21 protein-coding genes are annotated in these 22,703 nt (G+C 34.2%); 8 read left to right on the top strand and 13 right to left on the bottom strand.

The genetic code is table 11. The features are described from left to right. Positions 1-160 precede the first annotated feature (160 nt). The 7 genes from mutM to aroD all read left to right on the top strand — a co-directional run bounded on the left by mutM (position 161) and on the right by aroD (position 5,959). Complete coding sequence (gene mutM, locus FPB0191_RS01600; RefSeq protein WP_039103514.1) at positions 161-970, top strand: bifunctional DNA-formamidopyrimidine glycosylase/DNA-(apurinic or apyrimidinic site) lyase; 810 nt, start codon at positions 161-163, stop codon at positions 968-970. A 331-nt stretch (positions 971-1,301) separates the two neighbouring features. After that, positions 1,302-1,427: a hypothetical protein gene (locus FPB0191_RS12410; protein ID WP_272866966.1), complete on the top strand. Its 126-nt coding sequence runs from the start codon at positions 1,302-1,304 to the stop codon at positions 1,425-1,427. Positions 1,428-1,567: 140 nt separating this feature from the next. Continuing rightward, positions 1,568-2,398: a shikimate dehydrogenase family protein gene (locus tag FPB0191_RS01605; protein WP_039103516.1), complete on the top strand. Its 831-nt coding sequence runs from the start codon at positions 1,568-1,570 to the stop codon at positions 2,396-2,398. Between the two features lie 540 nt (positions 2,399-2,938). Beyond that, positions 2,939-3,133 (top strand): hypothetical protein, encoded by a 195-nt coding sequence (locus FPB0191_RS01610; RefSeq protein ID WP_039103518.1) that lies wholly within the window; start codon positions 2,939-2,941, stop codon positions 3,131-3,133. 225 nt (positions 3,134-3,358) lie between these two features. Further along, complete coding sequence (locus tag FPB0191_RS01615; protein WP_039103519.1) at positions 3,359-3,712, top strand: Aca2/YdiL-like domain-containing protein; 354 nt, start codon at positions 3,359-3,361, stop codon at positions 3,710-3,712. Between the two features lie 269 nt (positions 3,713-3,981). After that, positions 3,982-4,497, top strand: coding sequence for a shikimate kinase AroL (gene aroL, locus FPB0191_RS01620; protein WP_039103520.1), 516 nt, complete (start codon positions 3,982-3,984; stop codon positions 4,495-4,497). A gap of 697 nt (positions 4,498-5,194) precedes the next feature. Next, the gene (aroD, locus tag FPB0191_RS01625) at positions 5,195-5,959 is read left to right on the top strand and encodes a type I 3-dehydroquinate dehydratase (protein WP_039103522.1); all 765 of its coding nucleotides are present in this window, start codon (positions 5,195-5,197) and stop codon (positions 5,957-5,959) included. A 581-nt stretch (positions 5,960-6,540) separates the two neighbouring features. On the opposite strand, the gene FPB0191_RS01630 is transcribed toward aroD, so the two are convergent. After that, positions 6,541-7,515 (bottom strand): ornithine cyclodeaminase, encoded by a 975-nt coding sequence (locus FPB0191_RS01630; RefSeq protein ID WP_039103524.1) that lies wholly within the window; start codon positions 7,513-7,515, stop codon positions 6,541-6,543. 286 nt (positions 7,516-7,801) lie between these two features. Here FPB0191_RS01630 and purL point away from each other — a divergent pair, with 286 nt between their 5' ends. Next, positions 7,802-11,689: a phosphoribosylformylglycinamidine synthase gene (purL, locus tag FPB0191_RS01635; protein ID WP_039103525.1), complete on the top strand. Its 3,888-nt coding sequence runs from the start codon at positions 7,802-7,804 to the stop codon at positions 11,687-11,689. Between the two features lie 61 nt (positions 11,690-11,750). Here purL and pflA read toward each other — a convergent pair whose 3' ends face one another. The 12 genes from pflA to FPB0191_RS01695 all read right to left on the bottom strand — a co-directional run bounded on the left by pflA (position 11,751) and on the right by FPB0191_RS01695 (position 22,670). Continuing rightward, positions 11,751-12,530, bottom strand: a complete 780-nt coding sequence (gene pflA / locus FPB0191_RS01640) for a pyruvate formate lyase 1-activating protein (protein WP_219997393.1) — start codon at positions 12,528-12,530, stop codon at positions 11,751-11,753. 283 nt (positions 12,531-12,813) lie between these two features. Next, positions 12,814-13,389, bottom strand: coding sequence for a TerD family protein (locus tag FPB0191_RS01645; RefSeq protein ID WP_039103527.1), 576 nt, complete (start codon positions 13,387-13,389; stop codon positions 12,814-12,816). Between the two features lie 18 nt (positions 13,390-13,407). Then, on the bottom strand, positions 13,408-13,986 hold the full coding sequence (locus FPB0191_RS01650; RefSeq protein ID WP_039103529.1) for a TerD family protein: 579 nt from the start codon (positions 13,984-13,986) through the stop codon (positions 13,408-13,410). A 38-nt stretch (positions 13,987-14,024) separates the two neighbouring features. Beyond that, the gene (locus FPB0191_RS01655) at positions 14,025-15,047 is read right to left on the bottom strand and encodes a TerC/Alx family metal homeostasis membrane protein (protein WP_039103530.1); all 1,023 of its coding nucleotides are present in this window, start codon (positions 15,045-15,047) and stop codon (positions 14,025-14,027) included. A 151-nt stretch (positions 15,048-15,198) separates the two neighbouring features. Beyond that, a complete protein-coding gene (locus FPB0191_RS01660; protein ID WP_039106445.1) occupies positions 15,199-16,386 on the bottom strand; it encodes a TerD family protein in 1,188 nt (395 codons plus the stop codon). After that, the gene (locus FPB0191_RS01665) at positions 16,386-16,988 is read right to left on the bottom strand and encodes a TerD family protein (RefSeq protein ID WP_039103532.1); all 603 of its coding nucleotides are present in this window, start codon (positions 16,986-16,988) and stop codon (positions 16,386-16,388) included. Before FPB0191_RS01665 ends, FPB0191_RS01660 begins: the two co-directional genes overlap by 1 nt. 77 nt (positions 16,989-17,065) lie before the next feature. Continuing rightward, positions 17,066-17,974, bottom strand: coding sequence for an HpcH/HpaI aldolase/citrate lyase family protein (locus tag FPB0191_RS01670; RefSeq protein WP_052236683.1), 909 nt, complete (start codon positions 17,972-17,974; stop codon positions 17,066-17,068). Next, entirely contained in the window at positions 17,967-19,049 is a 1,083-nt protein-coding gene (locus FPB0191_RS01675; protein WP_039103534.1) for a cysteine protease StiP family protein, read from the bottom strand. The genes FPB0191_RS01670 and FPB0191_RS01675 overlap by 8 nt, the downstream gene beginning before the upstream one ends. Positions 19,050-19,051: 2 nt before the next feature. Then, a complete protein-coding gene (locus FPB0191_RS01680) occupies positions 19,052-19,828 on the bottom strand; it encodes an HAD family hydrolase (RefSeq protein WP_039106449.1) in 777 nt (258 codons plus the stop codon). Between the two features lies 1 nt (position 19,829). Next, positions 19,830-20,951 carry a phosphoribosyltransferase domain-containing protein gene (locus FPB0191_RS01685; RefSeq protein WP_039103536.1) on the bottom strand — a complete coding sequence of 374 codons (1,122 nt, stop codon included), beginning with the start codon at positions 20,949-20,951 and terminating at the stop codon, positions 19,830-19,832. Positions 20,952-20,953: 2 nt separating this feature from the next. After that, the gene (locus FPB0191_RS01690; RefSeq protein ID WP_039103537.1) at positions 20,954-22,009 is read right to left on the bottom strand and encodes an ATP-grasp domain-containing protein; all 1,056 of its coding nucleotides are present in this window, start codon (positions 22,007-22,009) and stop codon (positions 20,954-20,956) included. 61 nt (positions 22,010-22,070) lie between these two features. Then, positions 22,071-22,670 (bottom strand): HAD family hydrolase, encoded by a 600-nt coding sequence (locus FPB0191_RS01695; RefSeq protein WP_052236684.1) that lies wholly within the window; start codon positions 22,668-22,670, stop codon positions 22,071-22,073. Positions 22,671-22,703 lie beyond the last annotated feature (33 nt).

Consider the following 22,703-nt stretch of genomic DNA (forward strand, 5'->3'; position numbering starts at 1 on the left):
TAGCAAGCAAAATGACAAACATAGTTTCAACCGTAATATTTAGAGTGGAAAAGGATTGATTTAATATGATTATTTGGCTATTTATCTTTGATTTACTCAATTAGGTAATCATCTAAAGATATGTTAGGATTGCTTTAATAATCAAGATTGAGTATTAGTTATGCCAGAATTGCCAGAAGTTGAAACAAGCCGTTTAGGGATTCGTCCTTATTTACAAAACCAAAAGATACATCAAATCATAGTACGTCAGCCAAAATTACGCTGGCCTATTGATACAGATATTGTACAGATAAACGGACAAATTATTGAGGATATCCAACGTCGCGCTAAATATATATTAATTAAACTTCAAACCGGTTGGGTAGTTATCCATTTGGGTATGTCAGGAAGTTTACGCATTCTCCAGCAAGAGAAATCTGCCGAAAAACATGATCACGTTGATTTAGTTATGGAAAATGGTGTGATTTTACGCTACACCGATCCTCGTCGTTTTGGGGCTTGGCTTTGGACTCCATTTTTAGAATGGTTACCGCAATTAAAGAACCTTGGACCCGAACCGTTAAGTGATGATTTTAATGCTGATTATCTTTACTCGACATTAAGTAAAAGAAAAGTACCAATTAAATCATTAATTATGGACAATCATGTGGTAGTTGGCGTCGGTAATATCTACGCGAGTGAATCACTATTTATGGCAAAAATACTACCGAGCCGTTTAGCTAATACCCTAACTTATGAAGAAGTATCGTTGTTAGTGCAATCAATCAAATTAGTATTAGCTAAATCAATTGCTCAAGGTGGCACAACGTTAAGAGACTTTGCTCAATCTGATGGTAAACCAGGATATTTCGTCCAGCAATTGCAAGTTTACGGACGTGCACAGTTGCCTTGTTTTGAATGCAATACACTAATCAAGTCACAACGTATTGGACAACGAAATACTTTTTATTGTGAGAGTTGCCAAAAGTAAAATCAATTATTGTCAAAAGATACAATTAGTGTTAAAAGTTTTAATCTTAATAATAAGTCAATGGTTAGAGTTAAATATTCATTGAGTATCAAAGCACGTAAATACTTTCAAATACTCGCTAAAAATCAAAATTATACATCTGAATATTTTGCTATTAGTCTGACAAATCTTAGTTATGCAATCGCTGAGTTAGAGAAAGAAGTTAGCAATAAGTTATTCCTAAGTCAGGGCACAATGTTGAATTAACCAATAAGAGTTAACTAATGTTGTAAGTCATGCTGAAAACGAGAATTTGGTGATTAAATTAGCTTTTATTGATTCTAGTATAGGAATGATGATTAAGGTTCCTGTTCATCAGCAAGCGAATGCATTGCTAATTGTGATAAATGAAAATCGCCCAAAAAGAGCAATTTATCTCGCTACAGTAGAAAATCGTCCATTAATGCCAGTAGCTTAAAAGTTTATTGTTGCTTAACAAAAAATTGTGGCGATAATTTTTTTATAATTAATTTCGCGTATTTTTAGTAGATAATATTAATGTGTATTATTGGTGATTAATTACCATTATACACTTCACTTAGATAGGAACATCATTGTATGAGTCAGTTTAAACCTTATGATATTTATGGCATTATCGGCTATCCATTAGGACAAACATTAAGTCCTCTTATTCACACCACATCTTTCAAAGATCAGAATATTCCTGCAGTTCTAGTTGCTTGGCCAATGCCACCTGCGGAAGTTGAGGACTTCATAAAATCAATACGTTTACTAAATATTCGTGGGTGCTGTGTTACGATTCCTCATAAACAAACTGTCATCCCATTCCTTGATAAAGTGACAGATCGAGTTAAAAAAGTAGGTGCTGCTAATTTGATTTACTGGGATGGTGATAAGTTATGTGGTGATAATACCGATGTTAAAGGATTTATTGAACCGCTAGAACGAGAACCGTTACCTAAAGATTATAAACAGGTTTTACTCTTAGGTGCAGGTGGTGCTGCGCGAGCAGCTGTAGTCGGCTTACAAACATTAGGTTATAGCGACATTACTGTAACGGATATCGTTGAAGATTTGCCCAATGCACTGGCCAAAGAGTTTGGTTTGAAAACCGTTAAATGGGATCAACGACACAACGTTGAAGCACAAATTATTGTTAACTCAACACCATTAGGAATGCTTGGAAAATATGAAGGACAAACTCCTTATCAAGCAGATTGGTTTAAAGGGCAGGGAGTGGCTTACGATATTGTCTATACACCTTATTATACGCAGTTCCGCTTAGATGCTGAAAAAGCGGGGTGGAAATCAATTTCTGGTCGCGAAATGTTTATTGGACAAGCTAATGAGCAGTATAAAATATGGACAGGTCATCATTTATCAGACAATGCTAAACAAGCGGTTATTGATGCATTATCAGAAAAATAAACCTTAACTATAAGTATTGAAAATACCATTTAAGATAGAAATAATAGGGACAAAATTAATTAAAACAAATCTCTTTAAATAATGATGTCTCTATTGCCAAATTAGAGCTTGGTACGCTTAAAATGATTGTTCCTCAAGAAGATAATGATGCGGTTATGGTTACATTAGGAAAGGTTACATTAGGAAAATAGTCATCGCTTATTTGAAAGCACGCAATTATGTAACTAAGAAAAAAATGCTCGGTGAAGTATTTGTACATAGTGTTATTAAACGAAATGAATTGTTTATAACGACTAAAGTCAATAATGATGATTAAGAGTATAATCAGAATTTAGGATCGTTTGAACAATCTTTAAAGAACTTTAAAACGGATTATTTTGACCTATTTTTAGTTTAGTGGCAGTGATGAAGAATCATTTTTTTACTATCTGAAAAGCATTAGAACATATTTACCAAAATAAAGTGGCACGTGCGATGGGTGTCTGTATTTTTCACCAATCACATTTTGAATGAGTAAATTCGCAAGCCAATACGCAACCGATGATTAATCAAGTTGGAATTCACCTTTACTTAGTCCAACAAGAACTTATGGATTATTTACAATTACAAAATATTACCATTGAAGTGTTAGCACATGGTCGAGTAGATGATGAGTCGATTTTAAGTAATATTGCGAATAAATATCACAATTCTCCTTCGCAAATAACATTACGTTGGCAGATAAAAAAGGGATAATTGTGATATTTAAATTAACAAATTCGTAGCGTATTGCCGAGAATATGCAAACTTTTGATTTTCAGCTTAGTGTTGATGAAATGTACCAGCTCGATTGTTTAAACGAACATTTTAGAACAAAACTTAATCCTGATAATGTGTACGAAAAGAATAGTTTTTAACTTTAACTAATTTATTTATAGTTTGATTTTTCACTAAAAATTAAAAGCTTGTTGGAGAGCATTTATGACTAATCTTGAATTACAGGCCTACCGGCGTTATTTTATGTTAAAAGTTGCTGAAGCAAGTGAGTTTATTGGTAATACGATAGCAGAAGTTTGGCATAATTGGGAACAAGGAAATTCTACCATTCCTACTTATGTAATTGAAACGATGAAAGATCTAAAAAAACGTCGACAAGACAAAATTGACGCAATTATTGCTGATATTAACAATCGTATTGGGAGTAATAATATTCGCTATTTTTTGACTTTTGAAGATTTTAAAAAAGTTAATCCTACACTTACTGTATTAGATTGGCGTTTACACCAATCTATTGCCACTGAACTTTACTTTCGAGGTCTTGAAGTATTGTGTTAATTGTTTTCTTTAGTCCATAATTATATTACTAAAAAATGGGTACAAATGTACCCATTCGAACATATGATTAATTCAGATAATTGATTTTTAACATGCCAAACCTCGCTTAACACTTCCTGTAAATATATCGTTACAGAAAATATAATGCTAATTGATTGATAAATAATGATTGGTTTTTAATTGAAATTAAAGTGTAACTACTAGTTGCAATTGTGGCAATTATGAATAACATATGGCTATAACTTGGTTAATTATTAGAGAATATTAATATGAATACAACCATCTTCTTAGTAGGAGCAAGAGCCGCAGGTAAAACAACAATAGGACGTTTACTTGCTGAGAAATTGAATTACTCTTTTATCGATACCGACGTTTATTTGTTTGAAAAAACTCAACGTACTGTTGCTGAAATAGTTGAAAAAGAAGGGTGGGAAGGTTTCAGAAAACGTGAAAGCCAAGTGTTAAAAGAGGTAACTCAACCATGTCGTGTGATTGCAACAGGTGGAGGTATGATTTTAGCGGAACAAAATCGTCAATATATGCAGCAAAAGGGTATAGTTTTCTTTCTTTCTGCACCAGCAAAAGTGCTTGCACAACGATTAATGAAAAATCCAAATGTAGCTCAAAGACCATCATTAACTGGTTTATCAATATTTGATGAAATGGAAAAAGTGTTAGAGGAACGTCATCATCTCTATATTGAGTCGGCTAACCATGTCATTAATGTTGATTGTGAAGAGATGCAAATATTAAGTCAAATGCTTGATGCACTGAATATAGATTAACCTATGAAATAATGTAAATCTAATGAAGAAAACTAAGTGCGTTGTAACCTAATATAGACCGAGAAAGATTCAATTCGTAAAATCATTGTAAACAATTTACATTTATCACTTATTTCATTTAGCGAATAATGATATAACAAGAAATAAATGTATATATCTATCAGACAACTCGAATTGGTTATATTAATATAACTAGGTTGGTGAATGTAGATTTTTACACATGCTTCTAATATTATCTATTCAATGATTTATAGTACAATATCTTTTTCATATTTATGCAATTTTCAGTAGCGATGCCTAAACAGCTAGGGATTGATTTGCACGATTTATCTTATGTTGCTTCATGAATAGAAATTGGAAATTCTTATTGGAGTTTATAGAGGTAATTTATCCAATACAAAACAATATAAATCATTGATTGAATTAAAAATATATCGTTGTGTCATTTTTGTGTTGGCATGTTATTTTGACACAATATCAATGTGTTTTTTCTTAACAATCTTTATTGAAACGGGTAATTCTTTATTTCGACACTGTTTTAACGCTAGCATTACCTAACAACTATGCTAATTAGCAACTTGGCATAATAAGTGAATTGATTGGATATAAATAATTTTAGCTGTTAGTAGGTGTTAACATTTTTTGCTTAAATCCAACAAATGACAGTAGTTAACCATATTAACACATTGGAGATCACATGACTAAAATTACAGTAAAAGGTTTAGAGATTGGCACCGGTGCGCCAAAAATCATTGTTCCAGTTGTTGGTAAAACCGAACAAGCATTATTAGGTGAAGTTGAATTTTTGAAAAATATCGATTTTGACGTGGTGGAATGGCGTGTAGACCATTTTCAACATGTTGATGATATTGAAAAAGTAAAACAAATGGCAAGTAAAATACAGGCTATTATTGGTCATAAACCTATTTTATTCACCTTTAGGACCGCAAATGAAGGCGGTGTATACCCTGCGTCTATAGAGTTCTATATCAATCTTAATAAGGCATTAATAACCAGTGGTTTTATTGATTTTGTGGATATAGAGCTTTTTACTGGGGATGAATATGTGAAAGAAATGGTTGCTTTAGCCCATCAACATGATGTTTTAGTCATCGCTTCTAATCACGATTTTGATAAAACACCGGCTAAAGATGAAATCGTTGCTCGTTTACGAAAAATGCAAGATCTAGGTGTTGATATTCCTAAAATCGCCGTTATGCCACGAACTACAGAAGATGTCATTTCATTACTTGCAGCGACGACAGAAATGAAAGAAAAATATGCTACAAAACCACTGATAACAATGTCGATGTCGGGAAAAGGTGCTATTAGTCGTATAGCAGGTGAAACGTTTGGTTCAGATCTCACTTTTGGGGCAGCTAAAAATGCTTCTGCACCAGGTCAGCTTGATGTAAAAGAGTTAAGGCAACTATTAAATATTTTACATCGAAGCTTAGCATAAAAGCATAAAGATATGTTTATGCCAAAGTCTAATTTTGCATAGGTTTTCTATCTAATAGGAAAATAGATGGTTGCTGAATGGGGACAATCTGTTATTCACTGTAACGCAATTAGTCGGTCTTTTTTAAAATACCGTTATCTAAGGAATCTTATGAGGTTAAAGAATCTGAATAGGATAATAAAGGACCGGTTATTTTAGAAAATGTATCTTCAGCATAAAATCATATTTTGTTTACGCGATTTGTTCAAATGAATCCACTTAATGGTTAGTGCTTATACCGTCGGTATAGGTTTTCTGACTCCAATTTTAGTGGTTAAAATACCAGATAAAATTTGATTTAACGCCTAGATAAGGAAGCATAGACTAACTAAAAAATGCTGATGTATGATTTAGATTAAATTCTTGATGAAAATAAGCTAATGCAAAGCTAGTATCAGCGCGAACCGCATTAGTAATAGTGTAAATGACAAAGAGAAACGCCATAACTCGCCAGTGATAATGGGTTCTCTTTGTGCATTCTTCATCCACTAAAATGTTGTTAGTTAGACTGTTTAATTTAGAGTTATCAATTAAATTAAAAATTAGATATATGTTCCAATATTCATTGCCTTAGCTTTACAATAAATGTCATACCCTACATAAACATCTAACACGGCAGTACCAACGCTCTTAAATAAAGTAATTTGGTCTTCATTCTGACGTCCCCGTTGCTCATTAAGGATTAATTCACCTAATTCAATAAATTGATCCGGTCTTACCATACCATTATTAATAGGGTCAATGATGTCACCAGCTTCACTAAAGACTCCTTCCTTCGTATCCAATACTTTTATGGCTGCTTGCTCAACAATATTAGGCGGAATTTCATGCATTTCAGGCGTATAAGATCCGATTCCATTAATATGAGTACCAGCTTTAACACATTCACCGTTGAATGTAGTCTGGTTTGAAGTCGTGACTGTTGTGATGATATCAGCTTGAGCAATATCTTCATCAAGATTGTCGGAATAGTAAATATTGGCACCAAAATGTGCAAAACGCTTATTCATGTCATAGATGAATTGCTGTGCTTTGGATTTATTTAAACCATAAACAGCTACATTTTTGAGTTGTCTAACAGTTAGCATTGCTTCTAACTGGGATGCTGCTTGACCACCCGTACCAATAAGCACGGCGTTAATACAATGTTTCTTTGCTAATAATTCTGTTGCAGCCCCTTGTACTGCACCGGTGCGTAGTTGAGTTAAATAAGTGCCATCAATTATTGCACACACTTCCCCGGTTTGCGGTTCAAGAATAAATACTTGTGCGGGTACAGAAGGTTTTCCTAATTTCGGATTATCAGGGAAAATTGATACTATTTTTAAACCACATATATCGGTGTTCTTGATATGGGCAGGCATAATCAGTGTTTGACCATGTTGTAAACGGAAATGACTACGTAATGGAACAGAACTTTGTCCTTCGGTATAAGCTTTTAAAGCTTTTTTATCCGCTTCAATAGCATCACGCATAGTATAAATTTGCTGAATGTCATTGGCACTAAGTATTAACATTATTTTTCCTTAGCAATTATAAGTAATGTTGAAATGAGTTTTTAAACGGATTGCTATGATAACTTTGGTCATATTGAACTATCATTACACCGCTGACTTAAACGAAAAGCATATGCTTTGTATATTTAAAGGTCAAATAATTGTTATTTATGATACGTAAATAACATAATAAATGATGATTTATCATTAACTTCACTAACAGGTGTTTTAAAAATAATCTGATTTAATTTATAATGATGCTCTATTTTTAGTCCGGCTTTATATAATCTTAAATAAAAAGAGAATTATTATGGAAATCCTGCGTGGCTCACCGGCGTTATCTACCTTCCGTATCAACAAATTACTTACTGTTTGTCATAATAAACATCTTCCTATCGAAAAGATCTATGCTGAGTATATTCATTTTGTTGATTTATCTGCACCATTAACTTGCGATCAACAAGTCACATTAAATCAGTTATTAACTTATGGTCCTCATGCAGAGCAACAGGATCTGACAGAGCAGCTTTATTTAGTTATACCAAGAATTGGTACTATCTCGCCTTGGTCTTCTAAAGCAACGGATATTGCTCATAATTGTGGGTTGGCACAGATTAAGCGTATAGAACGCGGTATTGCTTATTGTTTTGATGGCGAACAATTATCAAAAGAGCAATTAGCCGAGTTTATTTCATTGATACATGATCGCATGATGGAAAGTGTATTAACTAAATTAACTGATGCAGAACAATTATTTACGCCTCAGCAACCAACGCCATATACCACAATCGATATTTTAACGCGTGGTCGTAAAGCTTTAGAAGAAGCTAATGTGCGGTTGGGGCTGGCTTTAGCAACGGACGAAATTGATTACTTATTGGATAGTTTCATACGTTTACAACGCAATCCAAGTGACGTTGAACTTTATATGTTTGCACAAGCTAACTCTGAACATTGTCGTCATAAGATCTTCAATGCTGATTGGATTATTGATGGTCAGCCACAACCAAAATCATTATTTAAAATGATTAAGAATACCTTTGAAAAAACACCAGAGTATGTTTCTTCAGCTTATAAAGATAATGCTGCTGTAATGGATGGTTCAATGGTAGGTCGTTTCTTTGCTGATCATGAAAATAATCAATATTGTTTTCATCAAGAATATGCTGATATTTTAATGAAAGTGGAAACACATAATCATCCTACCGCTATTTCACCTTGGCCGGGTGCTGCAACGGGTAGCGGTGGTGAAATTCGTGATGAAGGTGCGACAGGGCGAGGAGCTAAACCGAAGGCCGGTCTAATGGGTTTTTCCGTCTCTAACTTGCGTATTCCTAATTTTGAACAACCATGGGAAGGCGATTTTGGTAAACCCGACAGAATAGTATCTGCGTTAGAAATCATGATGGATGGTCCATTAGGTGGGGCAGCATTTAACAATGAATTTGGGCGTCCGGCATTGTTGGGTTATTTTCGTACTTATGAAGAAGAAGTGAATAGTCATAATGGTAAAGAGTTACGAGGATATCATAAACCGATAATGTTAGCTGGCGGTATTGGAAATATTCGCAAGGAACATATTCAAAAAGGTGAGTTTCCAGCGGGTTCTAAGTTAGTTGTATTAGGTGGTCCTTCAATGAATATCGGATTAGGAGGCGGTGCAGCATCATCTATGACATCCGGTCAATCTGATGAACACTTAGATTTTGCCTCAGTACAACGAGATAACCCAGAGATGGAAAGGCGATGTCAAGAAGTAATCGATCGCTGTTGGCAATTAGGTAAGGCTAACCCAATACTTTTTATTCATGATGTAGGTGCGGGAGGTTTATCTAATGCTATGCCTGAATTGGTGAGTGATGGCGGTTGTGGCGGTCAATTTGAATTACGAAAAATACTCAATGATGAACCGGGTATGTCACCACTTCAAATTTGGTCTAATGAATCACAAGAACGTTATGTATTAGCTATTGCACCTAAGAGCTTACCATTGTTTGAGGAATTGTGCCTACGTGAACGGGCTCCTTATGCCGTCATCGGTAAGGCAACCGCTAAACAAGCATTAGTTTTACATGATCAATATTTTGATAATGATCCGATCAATTTACCGCTTGATGTATTACTCGGTAAAACACCTAAAATGATAAGGGATGTTAAATCACAAAAAGCCAAGGGTGATGAGTTTGCAGTAAATGAAATAACAATCGCGGATGCGATTAATCGTGTATTACATTTACCGGCAGTAGCAGAAAAGACTTTTTTAATTAGCATCGGTGATCGTACTGTAACAGGCATGGTTTCTCGCGATCAAATGGTGGGCCCTTGGCAGATCCCAGTGGCTGATTGTGCAGTAACTACAGCCAGTTTAGATAGTTATTATGGTGAAGCGATGTCCATGGGTGAACGAGCACCCGTTGCTTTACTGAATTTTGCAGCATCAGCCAGATTAGCAGTAGGGGAAGCCTTAACAAATATTGCAGCTAATTATATTGGTGATATCAAACGTATAAAACTATCAGCAAACTGGATGGCGGCAGCAGGTCATGGCGGTGAAGATGCTGGATTATATGCTGCAGTAAAAGCTATCGGTGAAGAGCTGTGTCCAGCTTTAGGTCTAGCAATTCCGGTTGGAAAAGATTCAATGTCAATGAAAACAACTTGGCTGCAAAATGGTGAACAGCGAGAAATGACAGCGCCATTGTCACTAGTCATTTCTGCTTTTGCACGAGTTGAAGATGTAAGAAAAACGGTAACACCTCAACTAAACACTGAACCTAATCGTTTATTATTCATTGATTTAGGTTGTGGGTATCAAACATTAGGTGCAACTGCGCTATCCCAAGTTTATCGTCATCTAGGAAAAGAGACTGCTGATATACGTGATATTGATGTTCTAGCTAAATTTTATCAAGCGATACAACAGTTAGTCGCAAAAGATTTAATTTCGGCTTACCACGACCGTTCTGATGGTGGGCTCATCATTACATTATTAGAAATGGCATTTGCAGGGCATTGTGGTTTAAATATTGATATCACTCAATTAGGCGATAATCTTTTATCAACTTTATTTACCGAAGAATTAGGCTGTGTTATTCAAGTGGCTGATACAGCAATGACTGAAGTTAATGAGTGTTTAGCCGCATATGGATTATCTGAATATGTTTATGATTTTGGTAGTGCAATAGCCGGGGATGATATTATAATTTCATATAAACAAAATCCTATTTATCAGCAAAGTCGTAATCTATTGAGAACTTATTGGGCTGAAACAACTTGGCAAATGCAACGATTACGTGATAATCCGGAATGTGCTGATGATGAACATTTTGCTAAACAACAAGAGGATGATCCGGGTCTAAATGTCAAATTAACTTTTAATATTCATCAAGATATTGCTGCGCCGTATATAGTCAAAGGTATTAAGCCGAAAATTGCCATTTTACGTGAACAGGGAGTTAATTCTCATGTTGAAATGGCAGCTGCTTTTTATCGTGCTGGGTTTGAAGCATTAGATGTTCATATGAGCGATTTATTATCTAGAAAAATAAAACTGGATAATTTTCAAGCTTTAGTAGCTTGTGGTGGATTTTCATATGGTGATGTTTTAGGTGCAGGCGGAGGATGGGCAAAATCAATTTTATTTAATCCAGCGGTACGTGATGAATTTGAGAATTTCTTTCATCGTCCAGATACATTGTCACTAGGGGTCTGTAATGGCTGTCAAATGATGTCACACCTTAAAAATCTCATACCAGGTGCAGATTTATGGCCACGTTTCGTACGAAATTTATCTGAACGTTTTGAGGCTCGGTTCAGTTTAGTACAGATCCAAACTAGCCCATCACTCTTCTTTACTGATATGGCAGGTTCTCATATGCCAATTGCAGTTGCTCACGGTGAAGGGCGTGTTGAAGTAAAACATGATGATCATTTAACTGCTATTGAACATGCCAATTTGGTTGCGATGAGATTTATAGATAACTTTGCTAAAGTTACTGAAAATTATCCCGCTAATCCAAACGGTTCACCAAATGGTATTACAGCCGTTACTTCACGTGATGGACGTGCAACTATTATGATGCCACATCCTGAACGAGTTTTTAGAACAGTAGCTAATTCATGGCATCCTAATAATTGGGGAGAAGATAGCCCATGGATGAGAATGTTCCGCAATGCTCGAAAACAGTTGGGTTAATTTAGAATAGAGAAACAAATAGAAGGGGGCAAATTGCCCCTAGTTTTAAATTGTCATTAATTTATTTACTAAAAGTAACTTCATGACCATAACTTTGGATTATATTTTGAATACGATCCATTGTTTCACGGGGCGGAGGTTCAACGCCTTCAAGCATATATTTATCACCTAAAGTCGCCCATTTGTATGCCCCCATTTTATGATACGGCAGCATTTCTACTTTCTCGATATTTTTCATACCTTGTATAAATTTACCTAATCGATGGGCTGAATCATCATCATCAGACCATCCTGGTACCACTACATAGCGAATCCAAGTACGTTTATTGATTTTCTGTAAGTATTGAGCAAATTCTAAGACGCGTTTATTTGATACACCGACTAATTTTTGATGAATATCATCATTTAGTTGTTTAAGATCAAGCATGACTAAATCAGTTTGCTCCATAAGAGCATGAGTAGTTTCATCAATATTACGGGCATAGCCATTGGTATCTAAACAAGTACCTATTCCTTGCTCGTGACAAGCTTTAAACCATTCAGTTACAAACTCAGCTTGTAACATCGCTTCGCCACCTGATGCTGTAACACCGCCACCATTTGGAATAATAAAGTGTTTATAGGTGACAATTTCTTTCATAAGTTCGTCAACAGTTACCTCCCGACCTGCTTTTAAATCCCAAGTATCGCGGTTGTGACAATACAAACAACGCATTAAACAACCTTGAAAGAAAACAATAAAACGAATACCAGGACCGTCAACAGTACCAAAGGATTCAAACGAGTGTATACGACCTTTTATGGGTTGTTTGGTTGTCATAATAATATTGTGTTGCTCCATAACGAATCTCTAAAAATTGCTCACATTGCTTTTTATATGTATTTTAACTCACTGAAAATTAGCTTACACCAATTGCATTAATTAAATATGAGTTTCTATTTGTTAATTATAGCGAATTTAGTCAGGCAATATTAGATTATTATGACAAATAAAAAAGAATAACACTTATTGAGTGTTATTCTGTCATCAAATTTGACGATGCAATTATATTGAGTCTTTTTAATTATTATATACAGGCTAGTTTATACAAGAATTGTGACTAGCCATGTAAATAATCATTAATTTAAACAGAAACACCATATTGTGATGCCATTGCTGATAAACCACCAGCAAACCCTTGACCAACAGCTCTGAATTTCCATTCTGAACCATGGCGATAAAGTTCGCCAAAAACCATAGCTGTTTCTGTTGACGCATCTTCAGATAAATCAAAACGAGCAATTTCTACTCCGTTATCATTATCATATACACGTATGAAACTATTAGAAACCATACCAAAATTTTGTTTACGATTTTCAGCATCATAAATGGTAACGCTGAAAATTAACTTTTTAACATTATCAGGGATTTGAGATAAGTTGATTTTAATTTGTTCATCATCGCCATCTCCATCCCCTGTTCTATTATCCCCTTGATGTTCAATAGAACCACATGGGCTTTTAGTATTATTAAAGAAAATGAAATGAGAATCTGATAGTACTTTATCATTTTCGCTTAACATGAATAGAGAAGCATCTAAGTCAAATTCTTTGCCATCAGTAACACGGGCATCCCAGCCCAAACCAACCATTGCTACTGTCATAGTTGGTGCTTCTTTTGTTAACGATACATTGCCACCTTTTACTAGTGATACAGCCATTTTTAATTCCTTCTTATTTTAAGATGCGTTAATACCGTATTGAGCACAAACAGAAGCTAAACCACCGGCATAGCCCTGACCAACCGCACGGAACTTCCACTCACCATTATGTCGATATAGCTCACCAAATAGCATTGCAGTTTCAGTTGAAGCGTCTTCAGTTAAATCATATCGCGCAACCTCGATCTGGGTATCATCATTAACTAATCGAATAAAAGCACCTTCTATTTGACCAAAATTTTGTCTTCTCACTGCTGCATCATGAATAGTAACGACGAAAACGAGCTTAGCGACATTAGCAGGGATTTTATCAAGTTTGATTTTAATTGATTCATCATCACCATCACCTTCCCCTGTTCTATTATCTCCTGTATGTTCAACAGATCCGTCAGCTGAACGTAAATTATTATAAAATATAAAATCTAAATCATTACGAACTTTGCCATTTTCTGCTAAAAGAAAAACTGATGCATCAAGATCATAATCTTGACCATCAGTGGCACGTACGTCCCATCCTAGTCCGATTAGTACATTTTTCATACCCGGATCGGTTTTGCTTAAAGAAACGTTGCCACCTTTAGAAAGAGAAACACCCATATTTAACTCCTTGTTTCATTTATATTAACTTAATTTATTTACTCTTCTGATTTAGAAGGGAATAGCAAACTGGCTATGATGCCGAGTGCTAAAATTGTCAGTACGATAATTAGGCTTGTTGAAGCTGAAATGTTATAACCATGACCCCATAAATGATCAGTTGCATTTAAGAATAATTTTAGCGCAATAAAAAATAAGATCACCATTACTGATTTTTCTAAATGCACTAAATATCGTTTTAAAGCATCTAATACAAAATACATACTACGTAGACCTAAAATTGCGAACATCATTGCACTATATATGATCAATGGTTCACGACTTACGGCAATGACAGCAGGTACAGAGTCAAATGCAAACATCACATCGGAAATTTCAATGACGGCTAAACATAAAAATAAAGGGGTAGCAAAAATGGTTGCTTTTGCACCACTATTAATTACTAAATCTTTATTTTCTGGCTTAGCTAATTCCTCGTTAACTTGTTTTTTATTAATAAAGAAATTATGACCATAGATTTTGGGCCAAACTGGGAAAATTCGTTTAACTAAACGATAAGCTAAATGTTGAGAATAGTCTTCTATTTCTTCATCACTATCATCATTTTTAAGCATCATTACAGCAGTCCAACCAACCACAAAAGCAAAGATTAATTCAACATAAGAACCTAAGCTAAGCAGTCCTGTTCCAATGATAACAAAGATCCCTCTGAATATAATAGCACCAATGATTCCCCAATAAAGAATTCTATGCCAATATTTGCTAGGTATTGAGAACCAAGAGAAAATAGCCATCATTACAAACAGATTATCAATCGATAACACTTTTTCTAATGCATAGCCTGTTATAAATAAACTACCAACTTCTGAACCATAGCTATAGAAAAGATAAACAGCAAATAACAGTGATATGATGACCCAAAATACCGACCATAATATAGCGCTTCTTAAACTAATAACCTTATCTTTTCGATGTGTAAATAGATCGATAAATAAGGCACCTACTAATAAACATACAAATACAATCGTTGTTTGTATTGGAAAACCGAGAAATGTTGTCATTTTCATCCTAATTACATATTTACATTGCTTTTAGCTCTAACACATTGTTTTATTATCATATCTATGTTTAGAACTACCATATTACTAGCATTATTTATACTTTTAATTTTATTATTTTAAAGCAAATTGCAGTGACGCTCTATAAATTATCTTATTTACGCCCCGCTTGCCATCTAAAATTCCAGCGGTAAGCATGAGCTAACTCCCGTTGACCACGAAAATATTTGTTAAGACGTTGTATTTTTATTGCTCCTTTATCGTTTTTTAGCTGCACAATAGCGCATAATCTATTTTTGTTATTACCTTCAGTAAGCTGAGTCTCAATTTCAGGTTGTCCTGGTACTTGAACACTAACGGTAGCATCGATTTGATTCCAATTTGGCACTCCCTCATAAATGAATGTATAAATGAGTACTTCATCAATCTGTTTCCAGTATTTTCCGTTTATATATATCCATTCATCGTTTTTATTAGAACCATTACGATCATCTTCCATTAATTGTACATAGCAAGGAGAATTTAAAGAGCCAAATGTGTTACCTAATGCTTGAATTACATAAATACTTTTATCTTTTAGTCGTACAAATGCAGCTAAATCAAGATCAATTTTTTTATTTATATTTAAAAAACTTGATAAAAATCCCTTTTGTTCTTTATTTGACTTATTCCAATTTAAATTGATACCAATCATTCCATAATTATCTTGTTTGTCTAAACTAACCATAGTTTTATATTTAGACAAAGATATTTTGTTAAGATTGACTTTACTTGAAGGATTGGAATTATTTACTTGATTGGCATTACTTACTTGATTGGTTATAGTCTCTGAGGAATTTTCTTCATCAACAATATTAACGCCAAAATTCTCTGCTAACGGTTTCAACCCACCATTGAATCCTTGAGCAATAAATCTAAATTTCCATTCAGAATTTCGCCGATAAATTTCGCCCATAATTAATGCTTTTTCTGGGCGATCAGTAATATCCACTTCCCCGACGGCTATGACTTGATTATTGGCTATAATTTGAATAGATAAATTAGATAACTGACTAATTGGTTGATACTCATCACAACTAATTGTAAAGGCAACTTTCGTAACATCATTGGCCAGTTTTGATAGGTTTACAATAAATTCATGATTTTTATTGTGGTCTTGTTTCCATGAAATTGAGCCATTTTCATTATTTGGCTGTCCATAAAAAACCATATCAAGATCATCTTTTACCTTATCATTAGCAAATAGTCGAAATGCTGAAGCATCAACCGGTAAACCTGAACTAATTTTTACGATAATATCATTATGGTTAATGATGGTATTTGCACCTAAAGTTAAATTTATCATCTACCAATTACCTTATTAACAATTTGTGCGTACATCTCACGAATTGTTCTACCAATACAAGGAAAACCTTGTGCGGTGAAGTCCCACGAGCCACCATTACGTTTGAGGGTAGCAATAATAATTCCTGTATGTGGACCTTGCTCAGATAATCTATAGTGAGCAAGCTCTTTATTATTTTGATCTAAGACACGGCAAAAAGCATTATCTACATCGTTAAATGTCTGTCCTCTGAAGCTATTAACTGTAAATACTAAATATTCAACTTCGAAAGGTAGCTTTGGTAAGTAAACATAAATAACTTCATCGTCCCCATCTCCTTCACCAGTTATATTATCACCACTGTGAATAACTGACTTACATTTAGATTTAAGATGGCCAAACCAGACCTCATCAATTTTTTTACCGTTTTCATCTAACATGATGCAACTAGCATCTAAATCAATGGAATCATCTTGTGAAGAAAACAAACTACTGAAAAATCCTTTTTTAGTTGAATTATGACGTATAACCGGATCCCAACCGAGACCAAAATGTAATTGATTTAATGCTGAAGATTCTTTTTTAAGCGAAATTGTTTGATTTTTTTTAAGTGATACCATAATTTTACTCCTTTCAAAAATATTATTTATAACAAGTAACTTTTTACGATTAATTTTTATTTAATGAAAATTATTAATTAATCAATACCAAAACATTGAGCTCTTTCAATAATATCGCTTGCCCAGCGATGTTGGGTAGACGGTTCACACATTGAACCATTAATATTAAATACTCCACCTTGCGGAACAGATAAAATCTTTTTGGCTTCTGTATATTCTTGTTCTGTGACCCGATAAATCTGATTAATGATTTCCAATTGCGATGGATGAATGAGTGTTTTTCCAACTAAACCATGCAAAATATCTAAGGCTACTTCCTTTGCTAATAAATCATTATCTGAAAAATGTTCGCATACTGGCGCTGTAAGATAAAATCCATTTTGGGCGAAGATTACAACTAACATTTTAATAAGATAGCCAACAGGTCCATCGTAGAGTGTCATATTTTTATGACGTCGCAATCGTAGTCCATTCATTAAATCATTACCACCAATACGTAATAAAAGGATTCGCTCACGACAAGGGTGAACTGATAATGTATCCGATAGCTGTTGCATTTTAACCATATTATAAACATCTTGTGTTTCTAAAGTTGGCATCATCAATAATTGTGTATTTTGTAAAGTAGACCACCAATCATTTAGGCAAGTTTGATCGAATTTTGGAATAACAAAGCCAGCAACATAGGTTAGGTTTAAATTAGCAATTATCCAATTTGCGATATCGATATTTCTAGGGCGTATAAAAATAAGAGGTACTTGTTCATCTGATGTTTGATTTAGATGATCCGTAATATGTAATATACTTTTTAGCAAATTATCTTTAGCAAAGCCTATATCTTCCAATTTAACAGAATCTTCTAAACAGATAATGACTGATTTTAAGTCTTGATATTTATTATGAATTATAATATCAACAATATTTGGATTATTCGCCGGAATATATAAACTTGAACCAATATTCCAAGGTGATATTTTTTTATTCATCAGAGACCTTCTTTATAATTGTAATTGCACGATAATTCCCTAAATTTTTATTATCTTCTATAATTTTTATGTTCTTGCTTTCGGCCAAATAAATGAGTAGTTTTACATCAGGATCATTACGATCTCGAACTAAAACGTAATCAGGAATCCTTCTTAAAACGGCTCTAGTTGCCTCAGCTATACCAGGCTTAATTCGATTTAAATTAGTAATATTATATTTTTCAGCCAAATGTTGTATAACTTGTTGGCTAATTTGGAATAGCTCATGTTTTTTGTTCGGATTGAAGCTGACATTTGGTAATGTGGTGGCGTCAATTTGGCGTCGATGTTGGTCGACGATATCGGCTAAATATTGACTGCAATCATATTTCTCTAAATGATTGCATTGAATACAACCATGTAAATCGCCATTTAACCAAATTGAACGAGATATCATTCCTGAAACAGGCGCTCCCATAATACCAAATGGAATTAACCAATCATCATCACTTGCAGAAGCCCAAGCACAACCACAAGGATCTGCCAAAACAATCAATTTTGGTTTATCTTGATAACCCGGTCTTAAAGCTAAAGACTGCTGAAGTTGATTGGTAATGGCTCCTTTACCTGTCCAGCCATCCACAAAGACGATGCCTTCTTTACCATGTTTATTTTCAATCCAATCCATCGCAACGGTATCAATACCGCGATCGCGAATAATGCTGACACCATAATGGTAAGTTTGTTTACCAAGATCTTTTAGTGCTCTTTTTAACATTACACCTAATGGTACGCCTGCACGAACTAGGCTTACGAGCACAATTGGTGTTTGAATTTGTTGAGTTAAAAAAATAGCAAGTTGTAATACTTCTTTCGCTAAACGTTGACCTTCTTTCTGTATTGATTTTTCGAATAAATCTAAGTGCCAGCTAGTCGGTTCATCTTCACGACTAATCATTTCCGAGTAGTGTTTCTTTCCTGATTGAATTAATTGTTCTTTTATTTCAACAGGTGTAGTTTCCATTTCAACGCGTTTTAGTAAAAATTGGACATCACTGTAAGTGTATGATCCTGAAAACGGTTCAATATTAATCATTATTATTTTCCAAATATTGTTTGTTTAATTGTATCGCTGAATTGACTTTTTTGTGGAATACAAAACCAAGTACAAAGTTGCATAAAACTAAAGTCTGTTAAGCTGTCACCCATTCCTAGTAATGGAAAAGTACCTCTTTCTGTTTTTAGTTTATTAATCAGCCATGTCGCAGCTTTGCCTTTTTCAATTGGTTTTGGAATCCAAGCGATATTGTTATTGTTGCGGTGAATATAAAATTCACTTGTGTCAAACTTTTGTTGAAGTTCATCATCAAATTGATAAAGCTCGGAAAGCCGATTACTATCACGATGTTTCATGACGAAATAGATAGGTACATCATCATATTCATAATTGATTCTTACCCAAGCATTCAATTTTTGTTTTATCATCATTTGTTCAATATCGTGCTGTAATGAAAGTAACTGGCTTCGAAAAGGATGGATATCATACAAAATTTTTTGTTGCCAAGTAATATCATTTTGCCCTTTAGCATCTAAAATTACTGCACCATGAGTTGTGATTGACCAAGAGTTGAACGGTAATTTAACTCGTTTTATTTCTTGGGTCCCCCGTGCGGTAACGGGGATCACTTCTGCATTTTGTAACATCCAATTGACAAATAAAAACTGCTCATCGCTCATAAAACTACGAGGCGTTAACGAGCGATCGAGCGCAGCTATATGTTTAGGTGAGATGTGTAATTCCTCTTGCATTTTCCGTTTAGTTTGGAATAACGTATCATCTAAATCGGTTAATATAACGGGTTTATTGGATGTCATATCAAGCATAACAAACTACCTCAACGTCAGATGTTATTGCTTTCAATTGTTTTAAGAAACTTTGGTCTATGCTGTGTTCTGCGGTTTCAACACATAATAAGATTTTATCAAACTCTTGATGAGCAATATTATAAATAAAATTAGGTATACCTTGACCATAATTATCAGTAAAAGAAATCGCTGACTTTATAGCAGAACCTATAGCAATAGGGGAACGTGTTGTTGAACCAAATAACACTTTTGCCCCTTGTTTTTCTAAGCGTTCAGCTAATAAAAAAGGTTTCCATAGAAATTCTCCACTACCAATAACTAATATGGATTTATCCGGTTGAACAGCGATTTGCTGCCCCAAATTATCATGACTTTCGTGACTGCCTAATCTTCCCCAATCCTGAGGACCAATTATAACGTTATCACTCTGGTTGGTAATATTGACCTCTGGCATTGTTGGTGGTGAAGCATTTAAATCGGGCTGCCAAGACCAATTACCATTTAACAATGCATAACATTGTACCTCTACGTCAGGATAGCTTATTGGTTCTTGATTCCAATTAACAAGTGTCAAAATAATTATACGTTTTATATTTTTAAAATAATTTGTATTCCACAAGGACTGAATAAGATTTCTAAAAGTGTTTCCTGTTGTCATTTCATCATCAATTAGAATTAGATTTTCAGCCTGATTCAAACTTGTGCGCATTGTTTTATCTTGAGGAAGATAAATTAAATGATCCGTGGCATGGCTATGGTTTTCTTTAAATTCACATAACAATTCAGCATCCATTGCATGACGAGTTGATGTTAATAAAAATGCCTTATCAAACTTACTTTTTGCTTCGTGAAAAACACCAGCGGCTAATCCAACAGCTGTTTCGGCCATACCGATAAAAATTGCTTCGCCATTAATATTATCTGGTAACATTTGACTTAGTTCACGATAACTTTTTCGCATTTTTGCAGGCGATACAGGGATATGTTTACCTAATACTTTACTAACAAATAGAAAAGCTCGTTTTGGATTATTCCTCTCAGCGATATCAAATAATTCATCTGTAGAGAATTTCCCCATTTTATAATTAATAGAAAGGGTTCCTCGTTTTAATGTTTTCTTTTGATTGATCATGACTATATAGTGATTAAGTTGGTTAAATTATTTGGGTATTGAATTACGGAAGATGTTGAAATAACTTCTGCGTATTTAAAATGTTGTTTATATAGAGCTTGAACTTGAGTTTTATTTAACAATTTTAAATGATACATTGCCATTAAACCTGGTAAATTAACACCACTATGCAAAGTATTGCCAATACCACCCGAAGGCCTCATATTAATTTCCAGTAATAATGGTTGACCATCTTTATCATTACGTGTCTGAACATTTACTAAGCCATCAGCTTGCATGGCACTTGCACAACGACAGGCAAGTTCAAAAGCTACACCTTCATTTCTAATTATTTGCTTACTACCATGCTTTTCTCTAGCTATAGCACAAAGTACTTCACCTTTACTTGCGAAAATGTCGACTGAAGATTCGGGGGAGTATAGATATGGCATTAAAACCATTGGTGTAGGTTGTTTTAAGGTGGCATATAATTGTAGAAAAATATCAGGCCTAATACCCCTTTCTTCCGGATTGGACAAGATTCTAAATGGGGATATGTTGTTCTCGAATCGCCAAAATCCCATGCCATAAATACCATAAACAGGTTTAATACATAATTTATCAAAGGGAGGATGAGCAATATTTTTTTGTAATTCTTCAACATTATCAATTAATATTGAAGGAACAACTGGTAATTGCTGCTGTTCCATAAACAGGGCAAAATCCATCTTATTATTTGATAGCTTTAATAAATCTATATTACTTGCACCTGTAATTAATGTTACTCCGGTTGCTTCTATTTCATGACGATGTTGTTCATACCAAAGCGTATTTTTAACAACGTATAACACATCAATTTTATATTGAGTAATAACTTTAGTAATAAAAGATAATCGCTGTGTCTCTTCTGAAGGTTCAATAATAGAAAAATCAGCTGTGGATAAAATTTCTTTTCTATTTTCTCGATGAGAAGCAAAGACTTCGATTTTTACATGATTTTTTTTAGCAAAATCTTTTACTGCTAAAATTATGTCTCGTTGTGATGAGAAGCTCTCCATAAACCAAATTCTATTTATCATTTTATATTTAATTTCCTTATTCATTTCTCTGGTTAAAATTAAGTCAATATTTCAGCAATATTTAATTGAAAGGTAAGTACTTTTGCTCTTTATTTGACCACATAAAACCTGTTTTAACTAACTTCAGCATTGGAATATCACCAATTGTATCGCCATATGCACAACTATCTTCTTTTGAGAGATCGGGATAGTTCTTTAGAATTTGGTGGACTTTTTCTTCGCCATAGCAATTTTTGCCCATCATTGTTGGATAGTTACCGATATAAGGTGTCGATATAAGTTTGACGAAACCATTTTGTTTTACCCATGGTAACAGATACAGATCAATTGATGCGCTTACCAAAATGCACTCGTCACCATTAGCCATGTGCTTCTCTAATAGGGCAATTGCTTGCGGACGCATCATTGTAGGCAAAATTTTCGTAACAAATTGTGAAGCATATTGATCAAGTTCTTGTTTTGAAAATTTCGAAAGATAGACCTGAAGTGCTCTGTTTTTAACTTCATCACGTAATTCTCGATTAAATAAATACCGACATAATAATGGAAGAAGTAAAATAACTTTAAGTAAAGCCATTGGCCAACCAACGGTATAGATAAGAAATGGTATTAATGAATCTTTTGTTGTAAGAGTACCATCAAAATCAAAAAAAACTTTCATAATTTAATAAAAACCCTTTAACATATTTTGTGA

This window comes from Frischella perrara (assembly GCF_000807275.1).
Lineage (GTDB): Bacteria > Pseudomonadota > Gammaproteobacteria > Enterobacterales > Orbaceae > Frischella > Frischella perrara.

Coding starts and splice junctions, on each gene's coding strand:
- FPB0191_RS01665 (WP_039103532.1), bottom strand. CDS start 16,988: ATGGTATCACTTAAAAAAAATCAAACAATTTCGCTTAAAAAAGAATCT.
- FPB0191_RS01645 (WP_039103527.1), bottom strand. CDS start 13,389: ATGGCTGTATCACTAGTAAAAGGTGGCAATGTATCGTTAACAAAAGAA.
- aroL (WP_039103520.1), top strand. CDS start 3,982: ATGAATACAACCATCTTCTTAGTAGGAGCAAGAGCCGCAGGTAAAACA.
- mutM (WP_039103514.1), top strand. CDS start 161: ATGCCAGAATTGCCAGAAGTTGAAACAAGCCGTTTAGGGATTCGTCCT.
- aroD (WP_039103522.1), top strand. CDS start 5,195: ATGACTAAAATTACAGTAAAAGGTTTAGAGATTGGCACCGGTGCGCCA.
- FPB0191_RS01685 (WP_039103536.1), bottom strand. CDS start 20,951: ATGATCAATCAAAAGAAAACATTAAAACGAGGAACCCTTTCTATTAAT.
- FPB0191_RS01615 (WP_039103519.1), top strand. CDS start 3,359: ATGACTAATCTTGAATTACAGGCCTACCGGCGTTATTTTATGTTAAAA.
- FPB0191_RS01650 (WP_039103529.1), bottom strand. CDS start 13,986: ATGGGTGTTTCTCTTTCTAAAGGTGGCAACGTTTCTTTAAGCAAAACC.
- FPB0191_RS01610 (WP_039103518.1), top strand. CDS start 2,939: ATGATTAATCAAGTTGGAATTCACCTTTACTTAGTCCAACAAGAACTT.
- FPB0191_RS01605 (WP_039103516.1), top strand. CDS start 1,568: ATGAGTCAGTTTAAACCTTATGATATTTATGGCATTATCGGCTATCCA.
- FPB0191_RS01680 (WP_039106449.1), bottom strand. CDS start 19,828: ATGACATCCAATAAACCCGTTATATTAACCGATTTAGATGATACGTTA.
- FPB0191_RS01630 (WP_039103524.1), bottom strand. CDS start 7,515: ATGTTAATACTTAGTGCCAATGACATTCAGCAAATTTATACTATGCGT.
- FPB0191_RS01670 (WP_052236683.1), bottom strand. CDS start 17,974: ATGAATAAAAAAATATCACCTTGGAATATTGGTTCAAGTTTATATATT.
- FPB0191_RS01690 (WP_039103537.1), bottom strand. CDS start 22,009: ATGATAAATAGAATTTGGTTTATGGAGAGCTTCTCATCACAACGAGAC.
- FPB0191_RS01675 (WP_039103534.1), bottom strand. CDS start 19,049: ATGATTAATATTGAACCGTTTTCAGGATCATACACTTACAGTGATGTC.
- FPB0191_RS01695 (WP_052236684.1), bottom strand. CDS start 22,670: ATGAAAGTTTTTTTTGATTTTGATGGTACTCTTACAACAAAAGATTCA.
- FPB0191_RS01655 (WP_039103530.1), bottom strand. CDS start 15,047: ATGACAACATTTCTCGGTTTTCCAATACAAACAACGATTGTATTTGTA.
- FPB0191_RS12410 (WP_272866966.1), top strand. CDS start 1,302: ATGATGATTAAGGTTCCTGTTCATCAGCAAGCGAATGCATTGCTAATT.
- pflA (WP_219997393.1), bottom strand. CDS start 12,530: ATGGAGCAACACAATATTATTATGACAACCAAACAACCCATAAAAGGT.